General features: G+C 42.4%; 26 protein-coding genes. 17 read left to right on the forward strand and 9 right to left on the reverse strand.

All coding sequences use genetic code 11. From position 1 onward, the window contains the following. Positions 1 to 24: 24 nt before the first annotated feature. Positions 25 to 1,497, reverse strand: a complete 1,473-nt coding sequence (locus MHB41_RS06010; RefSeq protein ID WP_340898903.1) for an FAD-dependent monooxygenase — start codon at positions 1,495 to 1,497, stop codon at positions 25 to 27. Positions 1,498 to 1,714: 217 nt separating this feature from the next. Here MHB41_RS06010 and MHB41_RS06015 point away from each other — a divergent pair, with 217 nt between their 5' ends. Next, positions 1,715 to 2,539, forward strand: coding sequence for a methyl-accepting chemotaxis protein (locus MHB41_RS06015; protein WP_034281469.1), 825 nt, complete (start codon positions 1,715 to 1,717; stop codon positions 2,537 to 2,539). 235 nt (positions 2,540 to 2,774) lie between these two features. On the opposite strand, the gene MHB41_RS06020 is transcribed toward MHB41_RS06015, so the two are convergent. Then, a complete protein-coding gene (locus MHB41_RS06020) occupies positions 2,775 to 3,146 on the reverse strand; it encodes a DUF5412 domain-containing protein (RefSeq protein WP_024426772.1) in 372 nt (123 codons plus the stop codon). A 242-nt stretch (positions 3,147 to 3,388) separates the two neighbouring features. Between MHB41_RS06020 and MHB41_RS06025 the strand changes: the two genes are divergently transcribed. Then, positions 3,389 to 4,012 (forward strand): poly-gamma-glutamate hydrolase family protein, encoded by a 624-nt coding sequence (locus MHB41_RS06025; RefSeq protein WP_024424964.1) that lies wholly within the window; start codon positions 3,389 to 3,391, stop codon positions 4,010 to 4,012. Between the two features lie 26 nt (positions 4,013 to 4,038). Here the strand turns inward: MHB41_RS06025 and MHB41_RS06030 are convergent, their stop codons facing one another. After that, complete coding sequence (locus MHB41_RS06030) at positions 4,039 to 4,587, reverse strand: ImmA/IrrE family metallo-endopeptidase (protein WP_340898899.1); 549 nt, start codon at positions 4,585 to 4,587, stop codon at positions 4,039 to 4,041. A 311-nt stretch (positions 4,588 to 4,898) separates the two neighbouring features. Between MHB41_RS06030 and MHB41_RS06035 the strand changes: the two genes are divergently transcribed. Beyond that, on the forward strand, positions 4,899 to 5,798 hold the full coding sequence (locus tag MHB41_RS06035; RefSeq protein ID WP_340898897.1) for an N-acetylmuramoyl-L-alanine amidase: 900 nt from the start codon (positions 4,899 to 4,901) through the stop codon (positions 5,796 to 5,798). On the opposite strand, the gene MHB41_RS06040 is transcribed toward MHB41_RS06035, so the two are convergent. The 6 genes from MHB41_RS06040 to MHB41_RS06065 all read right to left on the reverse strand — a co-directional run bounded on the left by MHB41_RS06040 (position 5,787) and on the right by MHB41_RS06065 (position 9,374). Then, the gene (locus MHB41_RS06040) at positions 5,787 to 5,918 is read right to left on the reverse strand and encodes a type II toxin-antitoxin system SpoIISB family antitoxin (protein ID WP_120207232.1); all 132 of its coding nucleotides are present in this window, start codon (positions 5,916 to 5,918) and stop codon (positions 5,787 to 5,789) included. The genes MHB41_RS06035 and MHB41_RS06040 overlap by 12 nt on opposite strands. Positions 5,919 to 6,016: 98 nt before the next feature. Continuing rightward, positions 6,017 to 6,193, reverse strand: coding sequence for a type II toxin-antitoxin system SpoIISB family antitoxin (locus tag MHB41_RS06045; protein ID WP_080652934.1), 177 nt, complete (start codon positions 6,191 to 6,193; stop codon positions 6,017 to 6,019). After that, entirely contained in the window at positions 6,162 to 6,932 is a 771-nt protein-coding gene (locus MHB41_RS06050; protein WP_024424960.1) for a type II toxin-antitoxin system SpoIISA family toxin, read from the reverse strand. Before MHB41_RS06050 ends, MHB41_RS06045 begins: the two co-directional genes overlap by 32 nt. Before the next feature lie 145 nt (positions 6,933 to 7,077). Beyond that, positions 7,078 to 8,076 carry an inorganic phosphate transporter gene (locus MHB41_RS06055; protein WP_017359158.1) on the reverse strand — a complete coding sequence of 333 codons (999 nt, stop codon included), beginning with the start codon at positions 8,074 to 8,076 and terminating at the stop codon, positions 7,078 to 7,080. Positions 8,077 to 8,091: 15 nt separating this feature from the next. Continuing rightward, the gene (locus tag MHB41_RS06060) at positions 8,092 to 8,709 is read right to left on the reverse strand and encodes a DUF47 domain-containing protein (protein ID WP_024426775.1); all 618 of its coding nucleotides are present in this window, start codon (positions 8,707 to 8,709) and stop codon (positions 8,092 to 8,094) included. Between the two features lie 206 nt (positions 8,710 to 8,915). Beyond that, entirely contained in the window at positions 8,916 to 9,374 is a 459-nt protein-coding gene (locus MHB41_RS06065) for an ASCH domain-containing protein (protein ID WP_024424958.1), read from the reverse strand. A 227-nt stretch (positions 9,375 to 9,601) separates the two neighbouring features. Between MHB41_RS06065 and ggt the strand changes: the two genes are divergently transcribed. From ggt to lpdA, 14 genes are all read left to right on the forward strand, one after another. After that, a complete protein-coding gene (gene ggt, locus MHB41_RS06070) occupies positions 9,602 to 11,353 on the forward strand; it encodes a gamma-glutamyltransferase (RefSeq protein ID WP_120207221.1) in 1,752 nt (583 codons plus the stop codon). 260 nt (positions 11,354 to 11,613) lie between these two features. After that, a complete protein-coding gene (locus MHB41_RS06075) occupies positions 11,614 to 12,651 on the forward strand; it encodes a sulfate ABC transporter substrate-binding protein (protein WP_070325738.1) in 1,038 nt (345 codons plus the stop codon). Positions 12,652 to 12,662: 11 nt separating this feature from the next. Next, entirely contained in the window at positions 12,663 to 13,508 is an 846-nt protein-coding gene (gene cysT, locus MHB41_RS06080) for a sulfate ABC transporter permease subunit CysT (RefSeq protein ID WP_034281474.1), read from the forward strand. Positions 13,509 to 13,513: 5 nt separating this feature from the next. Continuing rightward, positions 13,514 to 14,383 (forward strand): sulfate ABC transporter permease subunit CysW, encoded by an 870-nt coding sequence (cysW, locus tag MHB41_RS06085; RefSeq protein WP_120207218.1) that lies wholly within the window; start codon positions 13,514 to 13,516, stop codon positions 14,381 to 14,383. 15 nt (positions 14,384 to 14,398) lie between these two features. Beyond that, positions 14,399 to 15,130, forward strand: coding sequence for a sulfate ABC transporter ATP-binding protein (cysA, locus tag MHB41_RS06090; protein WP_183002005.1), 732 nt, complete (start codon positions 14,399 to 14,401; stop codon positions 15,128 to 15,130). A 240-nt stretch (positions 15,131 to 15,370) separates the two neighbouring features. Continuing rightward, a complete protein-coding gene (locus MHB41_RS06095) occupies positions 15,371 to 15,838 on the forward strand; it encodes a PTS sugar transporter subunit IIA (protein ID WP_120207214.1) in 468 nt (155 codons plus the stop codon). Positions 15,839 to 15,891: 53 nt separating this feature from the next. Further along, positions 15,892 to 17,265 carry a PTS transporter subunit IIC gene (locus MHB41_RS06100; protein ID WP_025093457.1) on the forward strand — a complete coding sequence of 458 codons (1,374 nt, stop codon included), beginning with the start codon at positions 15,892 to 15,894 and terminating at the stop codon, positions 17,263 to 17,265. Between the two features lie 19 nt (positions 17,266 to 17,284). Further along, positions 17,285 to 17,563, forward strand: a complete 279-nt coding sequence (locus tag MHB41_RS06105; protein ID WP_003212259.1) for a PTS sugar transporter subunit IIB — start codon at positions 17,285 to 17,287, stop codon at positions 17,561 to 17,563. Positions 17,564 to 17,624: 61 nt separating this feature from the next. Next, positions 17,625 to 18,071 (forward strand): hypothetical protein, encoded by a 447-nt coding sequence (locus MHB41_RS06110; RefSeq protein WP_034623414.1) that lies wholly within the window; start codon positions 17,625 to 17,627, stop codon positions 18,069 to 18,071. Next, positions 18,068 to 19,099: an alcohol dehydrogenase catalytic domain-containing protein gene (locus MHB41_RS06115; RefSeq protein WP_217008548.1), complete on the forward strand. Its 1,032-nt coding sequence runs from the start codon at positions 18,068 to 18,070 to the stop codon at positions 19,097 to 19,099. The genes MHB41_RS06110 and MHB41_RS06115 overlap by 4 nt, the downstream gene beginning before the upstream one ends. Positions 19,100 to 19,279: 180 nt before the next feature. After that, positions 19,280 to 20,263, forward strand: coding sequence for a pyruvate dehydrogenase (acetyl-transferring) E1 component subunit alpha (gene pdhA, locus MHB41_RS06120; RefSeq protein WP_217008549.1), 984 nt, complete (start codon positions 19,280 to 19,282; stop codon positions 20,261 to 20,263). A 31-nt stretch (positions 20,264 to 20,294) separates the two neighbouring features. Continuing rightward, positions 20,295 to 21,275, forward strand: coding sequence for an alpha-ketoacid dehydrogenase subunit beta (locus MHB41_RS06125; protein ID WP_034281944.1), 981 nt, complete (start codon positions 20,295 to 20,297; stop codon positions 21,273 to 21,275). A 17-nt stretch (positions 21,276 to 21,292) separates the two neighbouring features. Next, complete coding sequence (locus MHB41_RS06130; RefSeq protein ID WP_340898880.1) at positions 21,293 to 22,618, forward strand: dihydrolipoamide acetyltransferase family protein; 1,326 nt, start codon at positions 21,293 to 21,295, stop codon at positions 22,616 to 22,618. A 12-nt stretch (positions 22,619 to 22,630) separates the two neighbouring features. After that, positions 22,631 to 24,013, forward strand: a complete 1,383-nt coding sequence (lpdA, locus tag MHB41_RS06135; RefSeq protein WP_340898878.1) for a dihydrolipoyl dehydrogenase — start codon at positions 22,631 to 22,633, stop codon at positions 24,011 to 24,013. Positions 24,014 to 24,038 lie beyond the last annotated feature (25 nt).

Raw genomic sequence — 24,038 nt, forward strand, 5'->3', positions numbered from 1 at the left:
CCTTTGAGAGGGGCTTTTTTTATTTCATTCAAATGACAGCAAGTGCTCTAGACGAAAGTCAGGAACCGCTTCATGGAAAAAAGCTAGGTTGCCTTCATCGTTCTTTTGATCCCATTGCTTCCACCATTCAGCGGTTTCTCCAGAGGTGTCAGCTTGAATCATGTTGTGCAGCTGTTCTAAGTTGATGATTTCTCTTGGTTCTAATAAAAAAGAATGCATCCGGTGATATGCCTCAAGACATTCAGGCTGTTTTGTCACAATGGCGAATTGTACGTAGCGATTTAAAAATTCCTGTACGAACGTCAAGTGGGGGATGGTTGCTTCTCCTTTTAACTCGACACCGTCCCACGCCATATCAGCAATCGCACAAAGCCACCAGCCAAGTTCACTCGCTTGCTGCATTTGTTGTAATGTGTCCTTTTCAAAAGACAGCCGCTCATTTTTTTGTGCTAGTTTGAGCATACGGTCAAGTGTTTGTGCTTCGAGGGCTGCCTTTGTCATGCCCTGTCCATGAATGGGATCTAACGTACACAAGGCATCGCCCATCACCAATAATCCACTTGGCCAATCCTGCATGTGTTCATAGTGATGTCTCACGCAGGAAGGAACTCTAAATCCTTTTGGTTTTGTAAAGGGCGTTAAATGGGTGATGGCTTCTGCTATCGCGGGGTGGGTCAGTGCAGCGGTTTCTGAATCAAATTGATCAGCATCCGTTGTTGGATAATGTGAACCGCCAGCTGCAGAAAGAAGAACAGCCACTAAATCATGATCTACCCGTTCAAACAGTCCTGTTGGAATTTGCTTGTCTGGCTGGCCAACTACGACCATTGATTGCAGGGGTGGGGCCCCTGATGGTATGTGATAATATCTTGTGCTGTAGCCTAGAAACACACTTAACTCATCAGTCTGTGGCAAGGTTAATCCAGCGTCTTTCAACCATTTTGGCAACTTAGACATTCTTCCAGACGTATCGATCACTAAGTCTGCTTTCATTTCATGAATGCTTCCAGGTTTTACTTGCCGGTTCTTCACGATGAGCCCCATGACCTGATTTGTTCCCTCTTTAAACTGAAGAGAGATGGCTTCATGTTTTTCTAAAAACTGCACACGGCCCTCTTTTACAATTCTTTCTATCAGCACCCACTCTAGCATCGCGCGTCTTGTGACGGCAGTTTCTTCTGTATCAGTGAGCGTTAACTCGCCATCTTTTGTGATAAATCGAGAGGTTTGATGCATGGTATTAAATCCGCCTATTGCCAGTAACTCTTTTGTATAACCAGGGAATAGACGTTCAACGATTTGCTTGCCAAGTGGCAGCATTCTATGTGGATGAAAGGCTTGAGGAGTGCCAAGACGATTCTCAGGAGAGTCCGGCAGTTCATCCTTTTCAATCATCAATACTTGATGAAAAGACGTTGATAAAACTTTTGCAGCGAGCATCCCGGTGATACCTCCGCCAATGACGATTGCCCGCTCATATTTCATGGGTTGTGTCACAACATGCGCCTCCAATGAATATACAAAATGGTTACATGACCATTTCATCATATGTCGATTCATTAATTATAGCAAATTTACGTTTGAATATAGAAAGGAAAAGTACTTCTTTTTACTCGTAAATATGAAGAATTTCTTCTAATCATTATCATTATTTTAAAAAGTAACTATTAATTTAAGAAGAACGACCGATAAACTATATAAGGGGGTAGAGAAATTGGATATACTACAGAGTATTGTGACAGCAGCACCTTATATGATGCAGATTTTAAAAAACGAAGTGACGATGGGTGTCATTGATCGAGAGAAATTCTTGCTGTATTTGCCATCGAAAGATGTTGATTTTCAAATTCGAGCAGGAGAACTCATTAAGCCAGATGATTTAAATATGAAAAAAGCGCTCAGAGGTGAGACATCAAGTATGTTTGTGCCTGAATCGGTTTACGGAATACCGTTAAATGCAATGGGTCTGCCAATTTTTGATGAAAATCAACAAGTTATCGGCGCACTCGCTTTAGGTTTTCCACTTAAAAATCAATTAGAGCTTGAAGCATATATGGAGTCATTAAATGACATCATTCAAAGTATTCAAGAAAAGGTGCATGTGGTGGCGGCACATTCAGAAGAGCTTTCTGCGACAAGTGAGGAAATGACCTTACAAACGCAGCAAACACTTGAAAGCTCGAAAAAAACATCTGATATTACAAAAATGATTAAGGGCATTTCGAAACAAACAAGTTTGCTGGGATTGAATGCGTCAATCGAAGCAGCCAGGGCAGGAAAAGAGGGGGCTGGATTTAGTGTTGTAGCCAGTGAGGTTCAAAAGCTTTCAAGTGAAACTTCACGTGCAACAGAAAATATTGAAAGTTCACTGCAAGGGATTTCCTCTAATATACATACATTACTTGAGAGTATGGACCATATGAAAGGTTCATCATCAGAGCAGGCTTTACTTGTGACAGAGTTTAGTGAAATTGTGGAACGGCTGACGAGCGTAAGTAAAGAAATGAAAGAATTCATGCAGCATGTAATGTCAACGTAAAAAACGAATCCAATTGGATTCGTTTCAGCGTGTAGACAAACCCTCGCATTCTTTGTCAGTCCTGCGCGCTGGTGCTCACGAATGTTCAATTCGCTCCGCGCCAGTGCTCGTCCTTCCTAGACTGCAAAGGTTTTCTATCACGCTGAAAAGAAGACAAAGGGCTAAAATAAAAATCATTTTAGCCCTTTGTCAACAATTTGAAACGAATCCAAAAGGGATTCGTTTTTTTGATACGCTATTTTCTTTTGTTCCGGTCAAAGCGATAATCGTATGTTTCTCCCTTTACCACATTTAAAAATTCATGCCCAATTTGAACGAGCTGTCCATTTTTCCATTTGATGAGAGGGTCTTTATCAGGGTATTTCCAGTAAATCGTTTTCTTTCGGTGGGTGAGTTTGTTTTCAATTTCTGCTCTAACTGCGTTCTCCTTTAGTTTCCCTCCGCTATGTCGATAGGTGTTGATGATATATGTTCCGTCAGGTGATGTCATCGAGCGGATAAAGGTTCCGTGAGATACGCCTTGAAGAGAAAAGCATTTCCAGTAAATGATGCCAGCGAAGCTAAGGATTAAGATGACAAAGGTGATGGTGGTTTTCTTTTTTAACATGAATTCCTCCAGATGTAGATCACAATATTTCTAATTTATGAGAGAGAATACAAAAAGATTCATATAGTCCAAAAGTTCTATTCATTTCAATTATCGGTCATTTTTTCTCAAAATTCAACAGATAGCCGAAAAGATAAGGAAAATTTAAGGATGTATTAAGTCGATAGGTCATGCGAAATTCCTTTACAAAAGAATTTAAGATCAGTAGACTTATGCTCATATAGAGAAATGGGGAAGATGGAATGACGCAAATCATTGATACATATCAAAGTTATGAAGAGCTTTCCGCTCATGAAAGAGAGGGAATCGACTATCAAATTCTTCACGAGCGGAAAGGAGACCAGCTTTTGGTTTTGTCCCCTCATGCTGGGGGAATTGAATCTGGCGTGAGTGAGCTCATTCATGAAATCGCAAGTGATGATTCTATGTATTTATTTGAAGGCCTTAAAGTGAAAGGCAATCATGTGCTTCACATTACAAGCACACGTTTCAATGAGCCGGTCTGCCTTTCTCTAGTGCATGCCCATCATTACACGTTTGCGCTCCATGGCTACGGGGAAACGGAGGTGCTTCAAACATTAGTGGGCGGGACAGACAGAGAAAAAGCGGCAGAAACAGTGAAACGTTTAACGCTTAATGGATTCCCCGCAGTGCTGCTATCTGAATCTGATCGCTATTCTGGAACACATCCTCACAATATTAATAATCAATGTCTGACCGGAAAAAGTGTACAACTTGAAATCAGTCAGGCGCAAAGAAGAGCATTCTTTCAAGACTTCAGACGGCGCTATCGCCGTGAAACGCAAAATGAGCAATTTTATCGGTACACAAATGTACTCAAGCAAGTATTAAATCTTTATGGATAAACCCTGTCGCCCTATGCAGAAGAGGCTTACGTTTGATAAACAGCTTCTTTTTCCGCGACCTTCTCGGCTTTCATTAAATAAGATGTAAACTCTTGTTGGAAGCGAATGCCTGCTTTCCGCTGTTCGAACAAGGCCAGCCGCTTTTCAGCGAAAGCCCAGGTGACATGAAATGTTTGCGCAATGTGCAAAATGGCTTGCTGCCGAAGGTTTGGAAGCTTCATTTGCATCAGCATAAAGGTCGGCACACAAAAGTGATACATGAATTGTTTAGCTTGAAACTCTTGCAGTTCTCGAAAGAGTTTGTGCATCTTGAAATGATTGCCTGCATGCTTCAGCACATGACAAAGCTCGTGGGCAAAATCCTGCCATTGTTCCTCTGACGATAGAGATCTGTTTAATATAATACTGTAAAGACCTTGATGTTTGATCATCATGCTGCCAGTATCCTCATAGTGGACCCATACATGAAATTCAGAAGCGATCCTTTGCATGTCTCTATAAGCAGGACAGCTTATTTGTAATTTGGCATATAACCGTTTAATCTCTTCTTCTAAATGGGTTAAAAAACCAGTCATTTAAAAACCTCCAAGCAAACGTATGTTCTGTTTTTGGCGTAAAAGAAAAGTCCATATAGGACTAAATAGCTAATGAAGCTATTACTTACTTTTAATATCGGCTTATTTTTAACAATTTTAACATAAAATCAAGGAAAAATGGAATTAATTCCTGTTTTTTTCTTCATTTTTGCGTTTTCCCATTACTAAAAAGAGTGGATTGAATTCAAATTTTACCATAGTCTTATCACTAAAACAAATCCAAATTGTCTTACGAACGCCACCAATTGATGAGAAAGATCAATTCAATTTAGCAAAAGGGAGTGCAGAACATGGTAGAAATTTATCAAGATTTTATTCCAGTTGGAAACGGGAATCGCCCAGGATACGCCATGACACCGATGTATGTGACGGTGCATAACACAGCAAACACGTCAAAGGGAGCGGATGCGAAAAGTCATGCGGCATATGTGAAACGCCCAACGACAGCGGAAAGCTGGCACTTTACAGTGGATGATCATGAAATCTTTCAGCATCTGCCGTTAAATGAAAATGGCTGGCATGCAGGGGACGGACATGGAAATGGGAACAGAAAGTCGATCGGCATTGAAATTTGTGAAAATGAAGATGGGAATTTCCAGCAAGCGGTTAAACATGCGCAATGGCTCATCCAAAAGCTGCTGAAAGAGCATAATATTCCACTAGCGAATGTGGTCACACATCAGCACTGGTCTGGAAAAACATGTCCGCGTCTGCTTCTCGCTACATGGGATGAATTTAAAAAAGGAATTGAAACGGCAGGAGACCCTGAGACGGTCATCACGTATGTCGTCAAAAGCGGGGATACGTTAACGAGTATTGCCAAAGCTCATGACGTCACAGTTCAAGATCTTCAGAAGTGGAATAACATTAGCGACCCGAACAAGATTCAAATTGGACAGGTTCTCAAAATTTATCGAAACGATGGAAAAATGATGTATGAGCTGCCAGATGGGATTTTAAAGGTGACTTCGCCTCTAACGAAGGGAGAGCACGTACGCCACGTCCAAAAAGCGCTTGCTGCTGTTTATTTTTATCCTGATAAATCGGCTGCAGATAAAGGCATCGATGGTGTTTACGGAGAAAAAACGGCGAATGCCGTAGCGCGCTTTCAGCTGGTGAACGGTTTGACAAGTGATGGAATATACGGTCCTAAAACGAAGGAGAAGCTGCTTAAACTGTTAAATCAGTGAGTGTTTCTGTTTGTATGATTGGATGGCTGTTTCACTCTTTTCAATTAAACGCTTAGTATATGGGGACGGCTGATATTCGGCAAACTGAACATATCTCAGTTGTTTGATTTTCTTTTTCATTTTGGCACCTCAATCGTTGCAGCGTATAGTGTATTGTATGCAAGTCTATGTGAAAATGGAAGCAGGACGCGGATTTCGTTCCGCGTCCTTTAGTGTAATCAAGCCTTTTTATTTTTATACTCATCCAGAAGCTGTTCATTCTTTTTAAAAATTCGCTCAGTATGGGGGCTTACCTTATAATCGGCCATACTGATATGGCGTTTTTTCTTTAAAATCTTAAAAGGGTTTTTCTTAGGATTGTTGTTATCCCCTTGAAGTGCGTGGTCCATCTTCATCACCTTCCTCTTCGTCAGGCAAGATTAGGTCATAAATTGTTGTAAGTGATGTCATTAATAAATAGTCGAACTCCGTGACAATCTCATCGGAGGTGAGCTTAATGACAAAATGAGCATCTGCTACAGAAAATGGGATGAGCACCAAATGACCGAAATCATCGTAATATACTTCCTGCCTGTCAAGCTTCGCCTGAATAAGAGCCCGCTGGTCAAGTGTCCGAAGCAGGTCGTCTTTTTGTTCCTGCATATCGTATGGACAAAGCACCGCTTGAATATTCATCTTGTCGGCAAAAGAATAAATCAGCCGCTCAATTCCCTCTATATATGCCTCTACACTTCCATAATATACATGGATCGGTTCATTTTTCAATAGGTATTGGTACGTTTTTAGTTTATTGAGGTAAGAATGAAGCAGATCGTTATTTTGTTCAAGGAGTTGATGGGTGTCGGTTTCCAGCTCATGATTTCCGAGTTTTTTAATATAGGAGCTAAGAAAGATGAAAGCATCAGTTAATGCGAAAAATACGGCAATGATCAAGTAGTGCATCCAATCAGTGAAGATAGAAGAGGGGTCATTTGTCCAGTACACAACAGCACCCGCTACATAAATCCAATACCACGTTTTACGAATGGCAAACATCTTTTCTTTTACTTTTTGTTCAAAGCGCCAAACCGCAAATACATACACAGCAAGAGCACCTAGCAATAACCATACAGTCAATTGAAAAAATAATAGCATGTTCTTCTCTCCCATAGACAGATGAATACTTGTTTATTTCTATGGATATGATTGGAAAACCTGCTTCATGAAAAAATGTCCTGCAGAAGGAAGGTTTTAAGTGTGCGGGCAAATAAAAAAAGACCTGTCAGACAGGTCTTTGATATTAGAGAATCGCATTTAACACAAAGTATATAAGAGCTCCTAGAGTTCCTGAAATCGGTAATGTAATCACCCAAGTGACAAGCATACGTTTTGCTGTACCCCAGTTAACCCCTTTGACTCTGTGTGCAGAACCTACACCTAGAATAGAAGATGAGATAACGTGAGTCGTACTAACAGGTAAGTGAATAAACGTCGCACCGAAGATAATAGCTGCACCCGTTAAGTCGGCAGATACTCCGTTTACCGGACGAATTTTCATAATTTTACCGCCGACTGTTTTGATAATCTTCCAGCCTCCGATAGAAGTACCGAGTCCCATTGCAAGCGCACAAGAGAATTGTACCCAGAAAGGAATGTCGTCTGTTGTATGCAAATTACCTGCAATTAAAGCCATCGTAATAATTCCCATCGCTTTTTGCGCATCGTTTGTCCCATGGGTATACGATTGCAGTGCAGCCGTTAAAATTTGAACACGTCGGAATTGTTTATTTGTTTTTGCGAGATTGTTGTTTCTAAATATAATTTTGATAATGGTATACACGATATATCCCAATACGAAAGCTAGGATAGGTGAAAGCAAAAGTGCTTGAATGATTTTAATGAATCCCGAATAGTTTAAAGCGCCAAAACCGGCAGAGGCAATAACCGCACCTGCAATTGATCCGATTAATGCATGTGAAGAACTACTCGGAATCCCGTAATACCAAGTAAGCAAGTTCCATGTGATGGCGGCAATTAAAGCAGCCAAGATCACAACAGAGCCGTTTTGAAGTGTAAATGGATCTGCGATATCTTTTGTAATGGATTTTGCCACACCTGTAAATGTCATTGCTCCTAAGAAGTTCATGAACGCTGCCATGATGATCGCATGTCTAGGCTTTAATGCCTTCGTTGAAACTGAAGTCGCAATGGCATTTGCTGTATCGTGGAACCCGTTAATGAAATCAAAAGCAAGTGCACAAATGACAATAAGTATGGTAAGGATGAGTAATGTGTCCATGTTTAACTAACCCCGTTACGCATTCTTCATAATGATTGTTTCTAGATTGTTGGCAACACTTTGACAGGAATCAGCAATTTCTTCAAGTGTTTCGTAAATTTCTTTGTATTGAATCACTTTAATTGGATCTGTTTCTTTTCCAAACAAGTTCTTTAATGATTTACGATGAAGATTGTCACAATTATGTTCAATCTCTTTGATCTTGATTGCGTGCGGATGAATATCTTTCAAGCGATTTTCAGCTAGTAGATCAATTGTGATTAAAATTTCTTTCGCACACTCTCTGATGTAGTGGCTGAATTTGTCGATATGTTCGTCAGAGCTTGTAATTGAGTAAATTTCTAATGTTGCGGAAAAATGCTCAATTCCATCTAAAACATCATCGAGGCTATTCGTCAATTGAAGAATGTCTTCACGTTCAATCGGTGTAATAAAGGCTTTGTTCAGCTCTTTAATCATGGTATGAACATGATTATCACCTTTTGTCTCATATTCCTTCAATGTGTCAGAAAATTCTTTCAGAGTGGTTTGATTTGTTACTTTATAGCTAACAAAATACTCAGCAGTTTCATCTAAATTTTTAGCAATTTCCGTTAACAAGACGGAAAACTTGTCTTTTTTCCTTTTTAACATGTAAAAACCCTCCATTGTATAAATGAGACAATGCACACATCAAATAATTATATATTCTTTTGTCGAAAAAAAACAGGTGTAGTCGAAAATTTCTTCACTTTTTCTATTTGATCTTATTCTGACCTAAAGATGTGATCTCAACACACCTTTTTCTAAAAGGGGAAAAGCCACGAAAAAAGCGGGCCATATTTGGCGCCGCTTAAAGGCTAAGAAGCTGAATGAATCAGCTTAAACCGTTCACAAACAAGAAGCATATCCTCTTTGAATTCTAAACCGTATGATTGGAGTGCTTCTGTGAAAAATTCTTTATGTTCTCTGTACCAATAGTCATAAGATAAGTCGCCTTCACCCTCTGCTTGTGCAAATGATACGGGGACTTCATTCATTGGCATGACATCTACATGTGTAATTTCAATGATGGCTTTTGGCTCTTCTTGGCTGTCCAAAATGACCGCATATTGTCCGGGTTGTGGAAGCGGCTCCTGTTCCTTTTCATAAAAAAGGTGTCCAGAACAAGTGGCTGTTTTTTTTCCTTGCTTTACAAGATCAAGCAAATGATCAGGATCTGAGCCGAATGCCCACGCCGAAACAAACGCGTCAGCAGGTGCTTTTTCTGATTTCTCTTTCCAATAGTCTTCCCAAAATAATCTGCATTTGTTGTTCAATGCTTTTCCCCCTCTTTGTTGTGTTTATTATACCTTGAAGCTGAATCGTTGGAAATGATGTGTCTTTATTCCTAATGAGTGAGTGCGTCATATGTTTTGAAAAACAATGTTTGATTTAGGAAATGTAGGATGATAGGATGAAAATTTTTGAAATTTTAGAATAATCTATTGTATTCTGGTCAAGAAGTCGGTAAGGTCAAAGTAAGAATATGGAAGGGGTGTTGTTCATGAAACGCATTTCTATAATTGTTTTGTCCATATGTCTGTTTGTTTTCTCGTTTTTTCTGCCTGTCAGCCAAGTCAATGCGAACGAATCTCATGGGAGTAAAGTAGCTGTTGGTAAAGATGGCATGGTGGCTACTGCTCACCCGCTGGCATCAGAAGTAGGTGCTGATGTATTGAAGAAAGGTGGAAACGCAGTGGATGCTGCTGTTGCCATCCAGTACGCACTGAATGTGACAGAGCCAATGATGTCTGGAATTGGCGGCGGTGGTTTTATGATGGTTTATGATGGAAAGACAAAAGAAACATCCATCATCAATAGTAGAGAACGAGCACCACAGGGCGCAACACCTGACATGTTTTTAACGGATGAGGGAAAAGTCATCCCATTTGCTGAGCGGTCCACACACGGTAATGCGGTTGGTGTCCCAGGGACAGTAAAAGGTCTCGAGGCAGCATTAGATAAGTGGGGAACCCGTTCGATGAAGGAATTGATTGAGCCTTCCATTCAGCTTGCAGAGGATGGATTTGAAATCGATTCTGTTCTGGCAAAAGCCATTGAAGATCATCAAGAAAAGCTGAAAAAAACGGCCGCAGCGCCAATCTTTCTTCCAGATGATCAGCCGCTCAAAGAAGGCGATCTGCTTGTACAGCCAGGTCTTGCGAAAACATTTAAGCTCATTGCAAAAAAAGGAAGCAAAGCATTTTATGAAGGAAAAGTAGCAAAAGCACTTGCAAAGACAGTCCAAGATTTTGGCGGAACGATGACAACTGATGACCTTGGTCGTTATGAAGTCAAGACTGACAAGCCTATCTGGGGGGACTATAAAGGCTACCAGCTTGCAAGTATGCCTCCACCAAGCTCAGGCGGTGTGTTTATGCTGCAAATACTCAAAATACTAGATCACTTCAATCTATCACAATATGACCTCAAATCATTCGAAAAATATCAGCTGCTAGCTGAAACAATGCATCTCTCCTATGCTGACCGTGCTGCATATGCAGGCGACCCCGAATTCGTAGATGTTCCACTAAAAGGACTACTAGACGATGATTACATTTCAAAAAGAGCTTCTCTCATTCAATTAGATCAAATGAACAAAAACCCGAAAGAAGGAGATCCATGGGCGTATGAGGATGAAAAAAATCCATCCCCAATTGTCCCGCAGCCAGAAGATAAAACCATTGGCGAGACCACTCATTTTACTGTTGCCGATCAGTGGGGAAATGTCGTGTCATTCACAACAACCATTGAACAGTTATTTGGTACAGGAATTCTTGTTCCGGAATATGGCTTTTTCTTAAATAATGAACTAACAGATTTTGACGCAAGACCAGGCGGAGCAAATGAAGTCCAGCCGAATAAGCGTCCATTATCCAGTATGACCCCGACCATCATATTCAAAGATAACGAGCCGGTCATGACTGTGGGCTCACCTGGAGGAACGACCATTATTGCTTCGGTTTCACAAACGATCCTAAACTTGCTTGAATACGACATGGAGCTGCAAGATGCGGTAGAAGAGCCGCGGATTTATACAAACAGTCCAACTTCTTACCGTTACGAAGTAGGTGTTCCCCTTGATGTGAGAACGAAGCTAAATGACATGGGTCACCGTTTTGGCAGTTCACCTATTGATATAGGAAATGTGCAAGCCTTACTCATTGATCGGAAAGCAGGGACATTTACAGGAGTAGCTGACTCCTCAAGAAATGGAACCGCTGTTGGTGTCAATTTAAAGCTATCTGCCGATTAAGACCATTTCCCGGGAAAAGAAGCGCCTCTTCAAGATGGCGTTTCTTTTTTTGTTTAAATGAAAAAACAGAGTTGACACCTGTGAATAGTTTGAATAATATAAAGACTAACATCAATCATACATAGCTGATCGGACAACCGAAGGCTCTTGGCAATTTGAAGTACAGAACTGTGATGTATTTCAGGTGGCTAAGGGTCTTTTTTGCGTGTGAAACGGCAAGGTTGGTGTCACTATTATTTGATAACGGGGAGCGGGATAACATGAAAAAGTGGAAATGGGTCTCTATCGTGACCATCATTTTAGTCTTGGCTGTGACGAGTACTGCATGCTCAAACGCAAACGAAGCTTCAAAGCAAAAGGGAAAGGTTGAGCTGTTAAATGTTTCGTATGATCCTACACGTGAATTGTATCAGGAATACAATCAAGCCTTTCAGACGTATTGGAAAGACAAAACTGGTGAGGATGTCACGATCAAGCAGTCTCACGGTGGATCAGGAAAGCAGGGAAGATCGATTATTGATGGACTCGAGGCAGATGTGGCAACACTGGCTTTAGGGTATGACATTGATGCGATTGCAGATCGCGGACTGCTTTCAAAAGATTGGCAAAAAGAATTTCCAAATCAGTCCACACCGTATACATCGACCATTGTGTTTCTTGTGAAGAAAGGGAATCCCAAAAACATTAAAGATTGGGACGATTTGATTCGGCCAGGTGTGTCCATCATTACGCCAAATCCGAAAACGTCCGGCGGTGCGAGATGGAATTACTTAGCTGCATGGGCCTACGCCGATAAAACATTTCATGGGAATGAAGAAAAAACAAAGGATTTTGTCAAAAAGCTATATGAACATGTCGAAGTCCTTGATTCAGGTGCACGCGGAGCCACAACGACCTTTGTTGAACGCGGACTTGGGGATGTGTTAATTGCATGGGAGAATGAAGCCTATTTAACGCAGCACGAACTAGGCAAAGACAAATTTGAGATTGTCACCCCATCAATTAGTATTCTAGCGGAGCCGCCTGTTGCGGTTGTTGATCAAAATGTGAAACGTAAAGGAACAGAGAAAGTGGCGAAGGCTTATTTAGATTATTTATATTCTAAAAAAGGGCAGGAAATTGCGGCGAAAAACTATTATCGCCCTAGAAATCAAGAAGTCTTAAACAAATATAAAGACCAGTTTAAAAAGATTGATATGGTGACGATTGATCAAGCGTTTGGCGGGTGGAGAAAAGCGCAGAAAAGATTTTTTGATGATGGCGGCTTATTTGATCAAATATACAGCGGACAAAAATAGGGGGCGATGTGATGAAGAAAACACATGCAGCCGCCAATAAAAGAAAACGTATATTGCCTGGATTTGGTCTGAGCCTTGGGGTGACGCTCGTTTATGTGAGTGCGATTGTCGTCATTCCTTTATCCATGGTATTTATTTGGACGGCTTCATTAGGAGCAGAGGGGATTTGGAAGGTATTTACCGATGCAAGAGTATTGAAGTCGCTTCAGCTGACCGTGACGACTTCCTTTGCAGCTGCTCTCATCAATGCAGGGTTTGGTGTACTGATTGCCTGGGTTCTCGCCAGGTACACATTTCCTGGAAAGAAAATCTTAGATGCTCTCATTGATTTGCCTTTTGCTCTCCCAACCGCTGTTGCGGGTATTGCCCTCACCACCCTTTATTCTCCTAATGGATGGATTGGTCAATTTCTGCATATAAAGGTGGCGTACACACCGATTGGGATTATTTTGGCACTGATTTTTATTGGCATTCCATTCGTTATCCGAACCGTTCAGCCTGTGATAGAGGGGCTGCAGCAGGAAGTGGAAGAGGCTGCGGCGATTCTTGGTGCGACAAGGAGACAGACCTTTTTTCACATACTGCTACCGGCCTTGTTTCCTGCGGTGATGACTGGATTTTCACTTGCGTTTGCAAGAGCGCTAGGTGAATATGGCTCTGTTGTGTTTATTGCTGGAAATATTCCGTTTAAAACAGAAATTACACCGCTGATGATCATGTCCAAGCTTGAACAATATGATTATCATGGTGCAGCAGCAATTGCATGCTTGATGCTGCTTCTTTCATTTTTCATTCTGTTATTGATTCACGGCATTCAGTGGTATGTTGAGCGGAAAAAACAAGTATACGTGAGGTGAAACCATTGGAGAGAGAGTTTAGTCATCAGCACCATGTTCGGTATAAAAGTCCTGTAACCGAATCTAAAGCAGTGAAAATCCTATTGATTACGGTCGTGTATGCTTTTTTGATTTTATTTTTACTTATACCGCTGATCACCGTTTTTTCAAAGGCATTTGAGAAAGGGTGGAGTTCATACCTTCTGGCCATCTCACATCCAGATACACTAGCGGCGATCAAATTGACCGTTTTCATTGTCGTCGTCACCTTGCCGCTTCAAATGATCTTTGGGGTGAGTGCTGCATGGCTTATCACAAAATTTAACTTCCGCGGAAAACGTTTGTTAACGACTGTGATGGACCTCCCGTTTGCCGTTTCGCCTGTGATTGCTGGACTTGTATTTGTGCTTTTATTTGGTTCAAACGGGCTTTTAGGACCTTGGCTTATGGCGAATGGATGGAAAGTCATTTATTCTGTACCAGGCATGATCCTAGCCACCATATTCGTTACATTTCCATTTATCGCTAGAGAATTAATCCCGTTTATGCAGCATGAAGGCATTCAGGAGGAGGAAGCATCGCTCACACTGGGTGCAAACGGATGGAAGACTTTTTTCTTTGTGACACTGCCGAATATCAAATGGGCTCTTTTTTACGGTGTCATCTTGGCCGGGGCAAGAGCGATTGGTGAATTTGGTGCCGTGTCGGTTGTATCAGGTCATATTCGAGGGATGACCAATACGATGCCGCTTCATATCGAAATTTTATACAATGAGTACCAATTTCAAGCCGCTTTTGCTGTGGCGTCTCTCATGGCGTTTGTGGCAGTCATTACTTTAATCATTAAGCAAATCATTCAGCAGAGGGATCACCGGCTTGGCAAGCGGTCAACATAAATGGAGGGATGTGCCTTGGGGATTACAGCAAAACAAATATTAAAACAATTTGGCCAGACAAAGGTTTTGCAAAACGTGGATTTATCGATAAGAAATGGTGAATTGATCTCTTTATTAGGACCGTCTGGCTCTGGGAAGACGACGTTATTAAGAATCATTGCAGGTCTTGATTACGCCAATAACGGGCAGATTTTATTCGGAGATCAGGATTACACACACATTCCAGTACGAAAACGGCAGATCGGTTTTGTGTTTCAGCAATATGCGCTTTTTCGAAATATGACGGTTTTTGATAATGTGGCATATGGACTGAAAATTAAACCTAGAGGAGAAAGACTGCCTAAAAAAGACATCAAAGAGCGGGTACATGAGCTTTTAGAGGTTGTTCAGCTTACGCAGTATGAGCAGCGGTATCCAGAGCAGCTGTCAGGAGGGCAAAAGCAGCGTGTAGCACTGGCGCGCGCACTTGCCGTTCAGCCGAAGGCACTCCTGCTGGATGAACCCTTTGGCGCACTTGATACAAAGGTGAGGAAAGAATTAAGGCATTGGCTGAAAAAAGTTCATCGTGACTTTCAAATGACCACCATTTTTGTGACACATGATCAAGAAGAAGCATTTGATATTGCTGATCGTGTTGTGGTGATGAATGAAGGAAGAATCGAAAAAATTGGCACAAAGGAAGAAATGGCAGTGCAGACAGACAATCTATTTGTATCTGAATTTTTAGATATAGGAAGCCACATTTAACAAGCAGTATAGAAGATTAGAAGGAAGAGACGCGGTGATGACTGCGTCTTTTTTTATTTAAATTTCCCTAGGGACATTGACTTATAATTTTGAATATTATAATATCTTTACAAAGGTAACAGTATTGAACATTTTTTAGAAGGCATAATTGTAAGCGCTTTATAAAAGGTTCTATTCTAAAAATGTTCTTTCTTTTTGTTACATGTGTTCATATTTATACCAAATGAAAGGGGTGGTTGTTTGAACAGCTTGTTTGAGTTAGATGAACAACTGATTAAGCTGCAGTTCGAAACATCTTCGAGAGAGGAGGTGACCACATATTTAGCAGGGCGGTTAGAAGCTGGAGGGTACATTAAATCGAGCTTTTTACCAGCAGTGCTTGAAAGAGAAAAAACATATCCTACAGGCCTTCCACTTGCAGCCTTTGGGGTAGCGATTCCGCATACAGATCCTGAGCATGTGAACAAACCAGCGATTAGTGTAGCTACTTTAAAGGAACCTGTCATTTTTCATAAGATGGGAAGCCCTGATGAAACAGTGCAAGCCAAAATTGTGTTTGTCCTAGCAATCTCTGAGCCTAGCAAACAGCTTGTGATGCTGGAGAAGCTGATGACACTTTTTAGAAAAGAAGAAGTGATGACGAAGCTCTCTTATATGACATCTTATGAAGAAGCGGTTGACGTGCTTCAGCAAGAACTAAACCAATAGTCACTCGCGAAATTATGTAAGCGCTTTATCTGAAAAATTCAGGAGGTGGATGTATGATCAAGCAAGCCGTCGATTTTATATTAGACCTTGGACCAACTATTATGCTCCCGATTATTATGACGCTTTTCGGTATGATTTTAAGGCAGGGCTTTAAGAAATCCTTCAGGGCCGGTATTACGATCGGAATTGGATTTGTTGGTGTCAATCTTGTCATTAATTTGCTCGTGAGCGGACTTGGGCCAGCAGCAAAAGCCATGGTTAATTCCCTTGGGCTAAAGCTCGATATTTTGGATGTTGGATGGCCGATTGGAGCTGCCATATCCTTTGGTACACCCGTTGCCCCGCTCATGATTCCTCTTGTGCTTTTATTAAATGTCATCTTATTGTCTGTAAACTTTACGAAAACGCTGAATGTGGATATTTGGAACTTCTGGCATTTGATTTTCGCAGCCTCTGTTACTTACTACGCTTATCATAATATGTTCTTGGCTCTTGCTGTTGGCTTGATCGTCTCTGCGATCACGCTAAAGTTAGCCGATTGGACGGCGCCGACAATCGAACACCATTTCGGTTTAAAAGGCGTATCGATGGCTCATGCAGAAACGGTCAACTTCGCCCCGCTCATGTATGCGTCCAACCGCGTCATTGATAAGATTCCTGGTTTAAACAAAATTCATGCTGATCCAGAAACATTGAAGAAACGCTTTGGCATTTTTGGCGAACCGCTTGTGATGGGTCTCATACTTGGTATCATTATTGGTCTTCTCGGCGGCTATGATGCAAAAGGCGTGATGACGCTCGGTATTCAAATGGCGGCAGTTCTTGTCTTAATGCCAAGAATGGTTGCTTTATTAATGGAAGGGCTCATTCCAATCTCTGAGGGCGCTCGTTCTTATATTCAAAAGCGTTTCCCAGGGAAAAATGTCTATATTGGTTTAGATACAGCGATTGTGATTGGTCATCCAGCGAATATGGCGGTAGCCCTTTTAATGGTGCCGATTACGATTTTGCTCGCAGTTGTTCTGCCTTACAATGGCATGCTCCCGTTTGCTGACTTATCGGTTCTGCCATTTACAGTTGTCTGGGCAGTAGCAGCCGCTCGTGGAAATATTATTCGCGGCCTTATTAACAGTATTTTTACATTAATGATTGTCTTCTTTATCGCAACGAACCTTGCCCCGCTTGCGACAACCATGGGGAAAGCAGTCGGCTTTGATTTCCCAGAAGGGGCAAACATGATTTCAGGTATTGACCTTGGTTCTCACGTTATTCCTTGGATCATGGTGAGACTTCTTGATCCGAGCAACCCTTACTTTATTGCAGCGATTATCTGTGCTTTGGCTTATGCGCTTCTATGGTACTGGGTGCGAAATGATATTAAAAAGCAGTATGCGAAAGAAATGGGCTTAGATCAAAAAGAACAATAAATGAGCTGGAGGGATTCTAATGGCGAAGAAAATATTAGTATCATGCGGAACGGCAGTTGCAACATCAACGGTTGTGGCTAAAAAGGTAGAAGAAACGTTAAAGGAAAAAGGATATGATGTCGTCGTAGAACAGTGTAAGGCATCTGAAGTCCCGCAAAAAGCGGAGGGCGCAGATTTAATTGTGACAACAACACCTGTGAGTGATACAAAAGGGACACCTGTGATTCAAACATTATCCTTTTTAACTGGATTTGGTATTGAAGATGATATCGAGAAAATCATCGATCATATCAAGTAGAGAGTTATTGCATGGAGGAGCTTTTGTGGCTCCTTCTAGTGATCTGAAAGGAGGAAGTCTCATGCAGCATCATGCTTATAGCCGAACGTCTGCAATGTTGTCTATTTTTCTTCCGGCTGTGCTCATCTGTCTGTTTTTTCTCTGGTCTCTTTATACATTATGGTCAGCAGGACCTGACCCGTTAGCTGTGTTAGGCGTTTATACTCTGCCTATTCTCATACTTTCTAGTATCACGGGACTGAACCAGCCGACAAACGTCATCATTAGTGAAGATCAACTGAAGATAGGCGCTTTTGGCAGATGGCACACATATGCAGTTTCTGATATTAAAGGAAAGCTTTTTTTAAAGCCTTATCCTCATATCGGGAAAGTCTATGTCAGGGTGGGGCCAGCTCGTATATTTGGAGGGCGCTACTGGATATCCAGCGAGATGAGTGAGTACAAGCAGCTTGTTCAAACACTACAGGATTTTGCGAAGGGTGATGAAAAGGAGGATGCTGCTACATGAAATCAGCTGTCTTTTATTCTTCAGAGGACATTCGGTATGAGGAGCGGAGCCGGCCAGTCATCGGTGATGATGAAGTTTTGTTAAAGCTGCGAGCCTGCGGCTTATGCGGAACGGATATTTACAAAGCAACGCATGAGACAGTACCTCCTGGGACGGTGTTAGGGCATGAAATCGCTGGTGATATTGTCGAGACCGGCAAGGGTGTGACAAATGTCCAGACGGGAGACAGGGTTTATGTGGCGCATCATGTGCCTTGTTTCACCTGTGACTTTTGTCAAAAGGGGTTTTATACGATGTGTCCGCAGTTTACAGCCACAAATGTAGAGCCGGGCGGGTTTTCAGAATATATCCGTGTACCTGCTTTGCATGTCAAGCACACGATGGGCAAGCTTCCAAAAGACGTATCGTATGAGCAAGGGGCGATGGTAGAACCGGTTGCCTGCTGTCTGCATGGGTTTGAACGAGCTCCTGTTCATCCAGGAGATTCCGTATTGATCCTTGGAGCGGGGCAAATTGGCTGTATTCAATTGCAGCTCGCCAAATATTATTTGGCTGGGAAAGTGATGATAACAGATGTGAATGAGAACAGGCTGCTGCAAGCGAGGAGTTTAGGTGCAGATATCGCTTTCCATCCAGCAGCTGAGCCGGTTGAAAACCGGGTGATGAAGGAAACAGATGGAAAGGGAGCAGACCTCGTTATTATTTCTGTTGGGAGCAGTGCGCTTTTAAAAGAGGCGTTTCAGGCTGTAGCGCGAGGCGGGACGATTTTGGTGTTTGCTCATTTTCCAAAGGGCGATGTGCCCATTCCTGCTGAACGATTTTTCAATGATGAAGTGAAGGTAGTAGGAGCCTATTCCTCGCATCCATATCACTATCGTGAAGCCCTTGAGCTTCTGAAAGCAAAAGTGGTCAACACTGAAAAGATGGTGACGCATCGTTATCCGTTAAGCCAGCTGCTTCAGGCGATAAAATGTGCGAGGCATCCTGAGGGTGAGAGCGTCAAAATCATGATGTATCCAGATGAATGAGTGTATGAGATTAAAAGAGAAAGAGAAGTTCTTTGGAAAAGGGCTTTGCCTTTCTCTTTTTTTCGGACAAAAGATGAAAACGCTTAAAAATGAGAGAGAAATGCTTGACTTCGATGACACTTAAACGTATGATAATTACAAATGTAACACATAAGAACAAATGTAAAGGGGAGAGAATAAATGCAAAAACAAATCACTTTGCCTGAACAGATTAGTCATGAGAAATTAGCAGATTTATATAAACAAATGTGGTTAGTGAGATATTTTGATGAAAAGGTTGATCAATTTTTTGCAAAAGGACTTATCCATGGCACCACTCATTTATGTGTTGGACAGGAAGCGTCAGCTGTTGGATCGATTGCCGTATTAGAAGATAAAGATAAGATCGTCAGCACACACAGGGGACACGGTCACTGTATTGCAAAAGGGGCCGAGGTTAATAAAATGATGGCTGAATTGTTTGGACGTGAAACCGGCTATTGTAAAGGAAAAGGCGGCTCCATGCATATTGCGGACTTAGAAAAAGGAAATCTTGGGGCAAATGGAATCGTTGGCGGCGGTATCCCGCTGGCAACAGGTGCAGCGCTCACATCTAAAATGAAGCAGGAAGGCTTTGTTGTTCTTTGTTTCTTCGGAGATGGTGCCACAAATGAAGGCAGCTTCCATGAAGCATTAAACCTTGCGTCTATTTGGGATTTACCAGTTGTGTTTATTTGTGAAAACAACCAGTACGGCATGTCTGGCCCTGTGAAAGAAATGATCAACATTGAAGACATTTCAACAAGAGCAGAAAGCTACGGAATGCCAGGGAAAACGGTTGATGGAAATGACATGGTCGAAATTATGAACACAGTTGATAAAGCAGTCAGCCGTGCGAGAGCGGGAGAAGGCCCATCACTCATTGAAATGAAAACATACCGCTGGAAGGGTCACTCTAAGAGTGATGCGAAAAAATACCGTACACGTGAAGAAGAGACAGAGTGGAGACAAAAAGACGGCATCAAACGTTTTAAGTCTCTCTTGATTGAACTGAATGTTTTGACAGAAGAGCAGGCAGCAAGCTTACAGGAAGAAGCAAAGCAGGAAATTGAAGCGTCTGTCGAATTCGCCAAAAACAGTAAAGAACCGTCTATTGACACACTATTAGAGGATGTATACGCCTAATTAGGAGGGGAATCACGTGACAAAAACAACAGTGAGAGAGATTTCATATTTAGAAGCCGTTCGAGAGGCTATGAGTCAGGAAATGAGAGAAAACCAAGATGTCTTCATTTTAGGTGAAGATATCGGCGTATATGGAGGTGCTTTTGGGGTCACGCGCGGCATGATTGAAGAATTCGGTCCAGAGCGTGTTCGCAATACACCTATCTCAGAGGCTGCCATCGCAGGTGGGGCAGTCGGAGCGGCTTTAACTGGTATGCGTCCTATTTTAGAACTTCAATTCTCTGACTTTATCACAATCGCAATGGATCAGCTTGTGAACCAAGCAGCCAAAACACGGTACATGTTTGGCGGAAAAGGAAAGGTTCCGCTTGTCGTGAGAACACCAGCAGGATCAGGAACGGGGGCAGCGGCGCAGCACTCCCAAAGCTTAGAAGCGTGGATGGCGCATATTCCAGGACTTAAAGTGGTTCAGCCTTCAACAGCCTATGATGCAAAAGGACTTTTAAAAGCGGCGATGGATGATGATAACCCTGTCATTTTCTACGAGCACAAGCTTTTATATAAAACAATCGGTGAAGTGCCTGAAGAGCAATATTCCATTCCTCTAGGGAAAGCAGATGTGAAAAGAAGCGGGAAAGACGTCACGATTGTAGCAACAGCGATTATGGTACACAAAGCGTTAGAAGCGGCGAAGGAACTAGAAGCCGAGGGAATCGATGTTGAAATCATTGACCCAAGAACACTCGTCCCATTAGATGAAGAAACGATTATCGAATCTGTGAAGAAAACAGGTAAATGTATCGTCGTTCATGAAGCGGTAAAACGAGGCGGCTATGGCGGAGAGATTGCAAGTATGATAGCGGAAAGTGAAGCCTTTGACTACTTAGATGCTCCAATTAAACGACTTGGCGGTCTTGCGGTCCCAATACCATACAACCCGACGCTGGAAAAAGCGGTCATTCCACAAGTGCCAGATATTATTGAAGCAGCAAAAGAGCTTGTGCGCTCTTAAGTAAAGGGGAGAAGATCATGCCAAAAGAGATATTTATGCCGAAGCTGAGCAGTACGATGGAAGTCGGCACCTTGCTTCAATGGTTTAAAGAAGAAGGTGATTCGGTTGAAATCGGTGAGCCTCTTTTTGAAATTATGACAGACAAGATCAATATTGAGGTGGAAGCCTATGATGATGGTATTTTTCTAAAGAAATATTATGAAGCCGATGATCAAATTCCAGTTAATGCTGTCATTGGATACATCGGAGAGGCAAATGAACAGGTGCCAAGCGAACCGCCAGCACAATCAGATGAAGAATCACCAGACAGCAGCGAATCGTCTTCATCAGAAGCGGCTTCATCCAGTTCTACTGAAGCCCCAAAAACACCTAATGAAAAAGTACGTGCCACACCTGCGGCGAGAAAAACGGCAAAGGATCATCATGTAGCGATTCATGAGGTATCTGGCACAGGACCTAAAGGCAGAGTTCAAAAGCGTGACGTCGAGGCGGCCGTCCACTCTAGTGAGAAAGATCAGCGCGTGTCACCACTTGCAGAAAAAGTGGCTGCTCGTGAAGGAATCAATTTAGCGAATGTTGCTGGATCTGGTGCACACGGAAAAATTATGAAGAGTGATGTAACGGCAGCAGCTGCACAAACAGCAGAGTCTTCTCCAGCGAAAACACAAAAACTAGCTGGCATGAGAAAAGTGATCGCTGATAGGATGTCACAAAGTGCCTTTACAGCACCGCACGTGACATTAACAAGTGAAATCGATATGACAAAAGCGAAAGAAGTACGCAAACAGCTATTGCCAGCGATTGAAAAAGAGACAGGCTACAGATTGTCGTTCACAGAAATTATCATTCATGCGGTCAGCAACGTACTCACACGCCACCCGCATATCAATATGACGTTTGAACAAAATGAGCTCCATTTCCATGACGATGTGCACATTGGTCTCGCTGTCGCTGTAAAAGATGGCTTAATGGTTCCAGTCATTTCTCATGCGAACCAAAAAGGGTTAAAACAGCTGACAAAAGAGGCGAAAGAAATCGGCCGAAACGCACGTGAACAAAAACTGCTGCCAGACCAGCTGAAAGGATCCACTTTTACCATTAGTAACTTAGGGATGTATGCCATTGATACCTTTACCCCGATTATTAATCAGCCGGAAGTGGCGATCTTAGGGGTTGGGCGCATTCAAGAAAAACCTGTTGTAGTAGATGGAGAAATTCAGGTGCGGCCGATGATGGGCGTTAGTTTATCGTTTGATCACCGAGTGGTAGATGGCGCACCAGCGGCTGCCTTTTTAACAGATCTTAAAAAAGTGCTTGAACAACCATTTGAATTGCTAATGTAGGAGATGAATCGGATGACGAAAGCGTATGATCTGACAGTCATTGGCGGAGGGCCTGGCGGGTATACTGCCGCCCTTCAAGCAGCTGAGCGTGGACGGAAGGTCGCATTGATTGAAGAGGATTTTCTAGGCGGTACTTGTTTAAATCGGGGCTGTATTCCTTCAAAGACGCTGCTCAAACATGCAGAAGTCATTGAATCAATTGAGAAGGCGAAAAGCTGGGGAATTGAAACAGGTGATTTGGTCCTTTCCTTCGATAAAATGAGAAAGCGCAAAGATGACGTCATTGAAAAGCTCAGAGGCGGAATTGCCTTTTTATTAAAGCAAGGAAAGATTGATGTATATAACGGCAGAGGTACAGCTGTTACAAAGCACCGGATTGAGATTGAAAAGCAAGATGGGGCAGAATCGATCGAAACGAAAGAACTCATCATTGCTACTGGATCTTCACCTGCCATTCCGCCAATACCGGGCCTTAAAGACATTCAATTTGACACAAGTGATACGATCTTTGACATTCCAGATATTCCGGCTTCTGTCGTCATCATTGGCGGCGGTGTCATTGGACTTGAGCTGGCTTGTATCTTCCAGAGTCTTCAATCAAAAGTCACGATTATCGAAGCGGCTCCGTCTATTATTCCGCAAGAGGATGAGGAAGCATCTAAGCTGCTAGAAAGAGAATTAAAGAAAAAAGGCATCCATATCGCGAAAAAAACCACTGTGACAGAGGTGACGGAAAGCGAAGGAATCAAAGCGGTTCATGCATCAGACGATAAAGGAGAGACGCATATCTTTACGGCTGAAAGACTGCTTGTTTGTGTAGGAAGAAGACCTAGCGTTTCTGCTGTCAGCCAGCTTGACCTTCAGCTGGAGGGTCCTTTTATCAAGGTGAACGACAAGATGCAGACAAGCGTGGAAGGTGTCTATGCAGTCGGGGATGTCGCTGGCGGCTATCAGCTTGCTCACGCAGCGATGGCAGAAGCCGCTGTTGCGGTCAGTAATATTTGCGGTGTGTCTGAAAAAATGAATGCTGATATCATGCCTAGATGTATTTATACATTACCAGAGGTAGCAAGTGTTGGTCTGACTGAAAAAGAGGCAAAAGCCAAAGGACTTAACGTGCGGGCAGAACGATTTGATTTAGCAGCAAGTGGTAAAGCACTAGCGGCAGGCGAGCAAACAGGTTTTATTAAATTGGTATACGATACAGCCTATGGCGAAGTGATTGGTGCGACGATGGTTGGCCCGCACGTCACAGAGATGATTTCAGAAGCTTCCTCCTTTATGTATTTAGAAGGAACAGCAGAAGAGATGGCGAAAATGATTCATCCGCATCCGACCATCTCAGAAGGTTTTTATGAAGCAGCACTTGATATCGTGAGTAAGCTGAGAAAATAAATGCCAAACAAGGGATAGGGAGGAG

This window comes from Bacillus sp. FSL H7-0578 (assembly GCF_038630855.1).
GTDB classification, from domain to species: domain Bacteria; phylum Bacillota; class Bacilli; order Bacillales; family Bacillaceae; genus Bacillus; species Bacillus safensis.